The 3,827-nt window shown below is 55.2% G+C and carries 4 protein-coding genes and 3 pseudogenes; 3 read left to right on the top strand and 4 right to left on the bottom strand.

What is annotated here, in order from left to right; genetic code table 11:
* From LC354_RS26835 to LC354_RS26825, 3 genes are all read right to left on the bottom strand, one after another.
* Positions 1-410 (bottom strand): transposase (locus tag LC354_RS26835; protein WP_223421634.1); only part of this gene is annotated, 410 nt, incomplete at its 3' end.
* 457 nt (positions 411-867) lie between these two features.
* Positions 868-1,137: a Txe/YoeB family addiction module toxin gene (locus LC354_RS26830; protein WP_223429004.1), complete on the bottom strand. Its 270-nt coding sequence runs from the start codon at positions 1,135-1,137 to the stop codon at positions 868-870.
* A complete protein-coding gene (locus LC354_RS26825; protein WP_223429003.1) occupies positions 1,134-1,385 on the bottom strand; it encodes a type II toxin-antitoxin system Phd/YefM family antitoxin in 252 nt (83 codons plus the stop codon). Before LC354_RS26825 ends, LC354_RS26830 begins: the two co-directional genes overlap by 4 nt.
* A gap of 149 nt (positions 1,386-1,534) precedes the next feature.
* Between LC354_RS26825 and LC354_RS26820 the strand changes: the two are divergent.
* The 3 pseudogenes from LC354_RS26820 to LC354_RS26810 form a co-directional block, all read left to right on the top strand.
* A pseudogene (locus LC354_RS26820) lies at positions 1,535-2,262 on the top strand (IS6 family transposase).
* A gap of 209 nt (positions 2,263-2,471) precedes the next feature.
* Positions 2,472-2,833 (top strand): annotated as a pseudogene (locus tag LC354_RS26815) (IS6 family transposase).
* A 15-nt stretch (positions 2,834-2,848) separates the two neighbouring features.
* A pseudogene (locus LC354_RS26810) lies at positions 2,849-2,932 on the top strand (transposase zinc-binding domain-containing protein); the annotation flags it as partial.
* A gap of 52 nt (positions 2,933-2,984) precedes the next feature.
* Here LC354_RS26810 and LC354_RS26805 read toward each other — a convergent pair.
* A complete protein-coding gene (locus LC354_RS26805; RefSeq protein WP_223429002.1) occupies positions 2,985-3,701 on the bottom strand; it encodes an IS6 family transposase in 717 nt (238 codons plus the stop codon).
* Between the last annotated feature and the right edge of the window lie 126 nt (positions 3,702-3,827).

Here is a 3,827-nt window from a genome sequence, read left to right as displayed (position 1 = left end):
TCAGACAGAGCCGCCCGGTTCTCTGCGGTCGCCAGTCCCTCGGTCTCGAACCGGCCCATCTGCGACGTGGATGCGGCATGCGCATCGACGGCACGGCCACCGACAACCTGGCGCATCACGGGATCGAGCGCGAGACGGTCGGCGTCATTGACGTCCCCGTATCCTGCCAACCGGCCGTAGACCGATTGCCGAAACAGCCCGTCGAGCCGGTGGATCGTGTTCTTGCCACGGCGATTATCGCACAGGGCAGCAGACGCCAGATTGGACAGACCGAGCGCGTCATCAAGCTCGCGCATCACCAGAAGGCCGCCATCCGAACTGAGCTGAGCGCCCCGGAATTCCAGCCGCACGCGAGGGTCAAAATCCACACGATCTGCCCGCTGCAAGCCCGCACCCTCTGGGTGATCCATGAAACACATCCTCCGCAGCAACCAACGCCATGATATATATAGAAAATATCACGTTCAAGACAGCGAAATCAGAGATCTACTTGGGGAATGCGGGAGTCATTTGGCTAAGCCAGTAGCCCCAAAGACACACTCAAGCCTTCAATGAAATCAGTGCTTTGAGCCAGCGCAAATTAAACTTGCCTAGTAGGTTCCACTCTGACCTTGAATGGATTCGGGATCTCAGAAAGCTTACGACCCTCAGCATCATCTGATCGAATGCTGCGATACCACACGCTCGACCGGCCAACTGCCAGCAGATAACACGACCGCCGTCGGCGCGCCGCGTGCTGTTCGCAAAAGGCCGCAATACTAGGGCAGGGATCAATCGAGGCGCCAAGCTTTCAAGCGCATGTGCGCCACTCGCGGTTTGGAATCGTATAAGCCCGCATATGTTAAATGACGTTTGCGCATACAACTATCAGTAATGGTATCGAAGCTGGGCGACCTCCAAGCTTTGGCCATCGCCCTTGCCGCTCACTCGGTAGACGAAACGGTGTTCACTCGTTATGCGCCGAGACCACCAGCCGCTGAGATCGCCTTTCAGTGGCTCAGGTTTGCCTATCCCTTTGAAGGGAATCCGTTGCGTTCCTTTGATAAGCTCATTGATCCTCTGCAAGCCCTTTTCGTTGCCGGCGGATTGCCACCAGAGGTAGTCCTCCCAAGCCTGATCGGAGAAGATGAGCCTCACAACTCGATATCACGTTCGATCCCTTGGCCTGCGTTCAATTGAGCGATTGCAGACTGAAGGCGCCGCACGTTCTCGGGACTCTTCTGCAAATGCAGCGTTTCCTGGATCGCGTTGTATTCATCGAGTGAGATCATCACGACAGCTTCACGTTTCTTGCGGGTCACGACGACCTCGACATGATCGTGGATGACCCGGTCCATCACGTCCTTGAGCGATGCACGCGCATCGGTATAAGTTACTACATCCATGCTGATCTCCATTGTTCGCACATCAATATGGACAGAATACTGTACATGTCAAGAGGCGATCCGGTTCTGTCGCAAACTTTTGGAATATGGGCCTGCTTACCAAGCTGTGATAGGCGCCGACCTTTGAATTCGAAGGTGAGTTTCGGAACGTGACGATTGACTTCAAAGGCAACCAGTATCCGAAAAATGTCATCCTGTACGCGGTGTTTTTCTAAGTCCGATATGCGGTTTCCTATCGCGATTTGGAGGAGATCATGGCGGAACGAGGTGTCGAAGTTGACCATGCTAGCCTGAACCGGTGGGTCTTGAAATATGCCCCGTTGATCGCCGCAAACGCCCAGGCCAGGAAGCGACCGACAGCTGTTTCCTGGCGGATGCCCTCTCGGGACACTGCTGCGCAGTTCCCTGCCGGGAAATGGACGAGACTTACATCAAGGTCAAAGGCAAGTGGGTCTACAATTACCGGGCCATCGACAAATTCGGCAAAACCCTTGATTTCATGCTGTCAGAGCACCGTGACGAAGCTGCGGCAACAGCATTCTTCTCCCGGGCAATCGGCAACAACGGCTTCCCCGACAGAGTTGTGATCGACAAATGCGGCGCAAATCTCGCCCGGCTGCAGAACATGAATTGCCTGCTGATATTGAACGGGTGGTTCTGGCTGATCGAAGTCCTGCAGGTTAAATATCTGAACAACATTATTGAGCAGGACCACAGATTCATCAAGAAGCTGACACGACAGATGAAGGGGTTCAAATCCTTCATCTCAGCCTCTGCAACTCTGGACGGCATCGAAGTTGCCCACATGATCCGCAAGCGACAATTCGAGACGTCAGGACAATCCGCATTCCAGCAATTTGCGGCGCTTGCTGGATAACTGTGTCCAGCGTCAGCTATGAGTCCGCAATTCGTCAAACTTTGCGACAGAACCCCTGAGGTTGCTGGTTCATTGATCTGGGCGTAGGCGGTGTCGATGCAGACATTGAAAATCAACTACAAGCGCCACCGGTTTCCGCCCAGATCATTGCTTATGTTGTCTGGCTCTACGTCCGGTTCAACTTGAGCCTGCGCGAGGTCGAGGAGCTGATGCTGGAACGTGGCGTGGACGTTTCGTATGAAACGATCCGACGCTGGACCGTCAAGTTCGGCCCCCTGATCGCCCACGTTCTACGGCGACGGCAGCCGCGCCCCGGCGATGTCTGGCACCTGGACGAAGTCGTCGTGAAGATCGCGGACCGGTCATACTGGCTGTGGCGTGCCGTCGACCACACGGCGTTGTTCTTGAGGAAATTCTGCAATCGAGGCGAGACAAGCGCGCGGCAAAGCGACTTTTGGTCAAGCTGATGAAACGTTGGGGCTTCGTTCCCAAGAGGATCATTACGGACAAATTGCGATCCTACGGCACCGCCAAGCGCGAAGTCGCGCCTGGCCTTGATCATTGGATGTAATGGGCGACGCCCATTAGCTGCCGGAACCGCCATTGTCCAAAGTGTCAGGCGGGTGTGGCAAAAGCATGGTTGGAGGCACGCGAGGCGGAGCTGCTGCCCGGGCACCGTAAAGTTAACAGACGTTGGCCAATGGAATTCGGAGGTCTTGGCCTTACGCCGCTTCAACTTGAGCGATATCGCGCCAGGTTTGAATGGCCAGCGATCTCATTTCGCGGAATTCGGTGGATGGCATTTCGTGGCGTGGGAGGTGGAACAGGTTGGCTATGGGATCGTGGATGGAAAGAAATCGCTGCAAATGGCCAGGCGATTTGAATTTCTTCATCACCCTCTCTCGCTGTCGGGTTGGCTGGTGGGAATTCTCCGCACGGTTATTCAAACCCTTGTGCGACCGATGTTCGACACCGGGCATAATCTCCCGTTTTGCCGCTCCATATGACCGCAGTTTGTCAGTGATCATGACGCGTGGAACTGATCCTTGTCGCTTGAGCAGCTTACGCATGAGGCGCTTGGCTGCCGTTGCATTACGACGGCTTTGCACCAGCACATCTATAGCGAAACCGTCCTGATCGACCGCACGCCAGAGCCAATGTTTCTTGCCGCTCATCGTGATCACGACTTCATCCAAATGCCACTTGGCAGCAAACTGACCCATCGATCGGCGGCGGATGTCGGCGGCAAAGTGACGCCCGAATTTCTCAGCCCAAGCCCGGACTGTTTGATGCGAAACTGTGATGCCGCGTTCAGCCAACAGATCCTCGACCATCCGCAAACTGAGCGGAAACCTGAAGTACAGCCAGACCGCTTGGGCGATCACGTCTGACGGGAAACGATGGCGGTGATAGAGCGGTGCGGCGTTTATTTTGATCATTCGGCTCCATCCCACATCAGCTCAACCCGTGCACTAACTTTACGGTGCCCTCCAGACGTCTCACACGCGGTTGTTCCGGTTTAAACGATCAAGCCGCAGCCGGAATTCGGTAGTCCTGTTTCTTAG

The organism is Tateyamaria pelophila, assembly GCF_019966495.1.
GTDB classification, from domain to species: domain Bacteria; phylum Pseudomonadota; class Alphaproteobacteria; order Rhodobacterales; family Rhodobacteraceae; genus Tateyamaria; species Tateyamaria pelophila.
This window is presented reverse-complemented; position numbering and strand designations above follow the sequence as displayed.

What these genes read in the sequence shown, in the direction of transcription:
- LC354_RS26825 (WP_223429003.1), bottom strand. Translation starts at nt 1,385, where the DNA reads ATGGATGTAGTAACTTATACCGATGCGCGTGCATCGCTCAAGGACGTG.
- LC354_RS26805 (WP_223429002.1), bottom strand. Translation starts at nt 3,701, where the DNA reads ATGATCAAAATAAACGCCGCACCGCTCTATCACCGCCATCGTTTCCCG.